Here is a 1,565-nt window from a genome sequence, read left to right on the forward strand (position 1 = left end):
AAATACAAGACAGGAGTGTCATGATTGCCGAAAGTACAAAATATTGTTGCATTGCTTTTGGTTGCGGGTGGTTTTTGGTATTTTTATGGGGGACCCTTTCAACAAGATGGGATTCAAGGAGTCATTAATGAGATACGTACTGATATTACAGAGATAAAGGAAAATCCTGAAGTAATCTCTGCTGTAAATAAAGTGAGTAATGAAATTCAGCTGATGTTTCAGGAACTGATGCAAGCTTCACCGGAAAAGGAAGAGGAACAACAACAGGATGTCGATCCTCCTAAGCTAGAAGCTCCGACCGAACAGTCCTTTTCTGTTCATAATGTAGAAATTGGTGATACACGTTCAGAAGTTGAACAGAAAGTAGGAACAGCAAAACGATCATCCCTAAATGAATATGGGGTAGATTGGGTTGCATATCATGAAAATTACCAGAACTTCTTCATGGTCGCTTATGATGATAAAAATAAGGTAGCCGGCTTATATACAAACCAGGATTTAGTAACAACGAAACTAGGAATTTCCTTCGAAAGCTCAAGAGACGCGGTTCTAGCGAAAACAAATGAACCACTTACAAGCATTCAGAAAGGATTCGTATCTTATCAAATTCAAAACAATGAAGAATATGATACATTCCTGATCGATCAAAATTATGTAACCATCTTTTATGATAAGCATGAGAATCATACTGTGACAGCGATACAAATTATTAGTGAGGAGCTTGAAAACCAACGAGAAAATTTCTATCCTGTTCCAAGTGAAAAATTAAAGGAAGGCTTTGAATACCAATTGTTTGATTTGACTAATGCTGCAAGAGTGACACATGGCCTTTCCGTACTTAGCTGGGATGAATCTGTACGAGAAACCGCTCGTGACCATAGTCAGGATATGGCAGATAACAACTACTTTAGCCATACCAATTTAGATGGAAAATCTCCGTTTGATCGGATGACTGAAGACAATATTACGTATCGTATGGCTGGAGAAAACCTTGCTACAGGGCAAACTAGCAGCATCTTTGCCCATGAAGGCTTGATGAATTCACTTGGTCATCGCGAAAATATACTGCAAAAAGATTTTGAACGGCTTGGAGTCGGTGTCGCGTTTAGTTCAGAGGCTCGCCCTTATTATACGGAAAATTTTTTAACGAAGTGATTTGTTGTTTTGAACGATTCCCAACTAATCGCTATTAACTGGCTGTTAGTTGGGTTTTTTGAAGCTTTTAATGTACCTTAGAAATATTATCTTTTTAAGAGAAGCTTGCTTAAACAATTAAATAAACTAGTTATTATATAAACCAAAATGGTGGTTATAAAGTCTATTAATTTTTTCAACCACCTTCATTAACTTCCATCGAATACAAACCCACCTCACGCAATTAAAAGTCTTGAATGAAATCTAAAGGATTTCGTTTTCGGATGCATTTATAATAAACTGCACAAAAAATATTTCTTCGAGCTTTAGTGAATTACAACATAACATTTAACATTATTTTTTAATAGTTGAAATCCATCAAAGCGATTCACAGATTGTGAATCGCTTTTTGTTTAGGATACTGTATACTT

1 protein-coding gene is annotated in these 1,565 nt (G+C 36.1%); it reads left to right on the plus strand.

All coding sequences use genetic code 11. From position 1 onward, the window contains the following. The first annotated feature begins 24 nt into the window (after positions 1 to 24). Positions 25 to 1,155: a CAP domain-containing protein gene (locus HU235_RS15795; RefSeq protein ID WP_174880819.1), complete on the plus strand. Its 1,131-nt coding sequence runs from the start codon at positions 25 to 27 to the stop codon at positions 1,153 to 1,155. Positions 1,156 to 1,565: the final 410 nt, after the last annotated feature.

The sequence above is a fragment of the Metabacillus niabensis genome, from assembly GCF_902829255.1.
Taxonomy (GTDB): domain Bacteria; phylum Bacillota; class Bacilli; order Bacillales; family Bacillaceae; genus Metabacillus; species Metabacillus niabensis.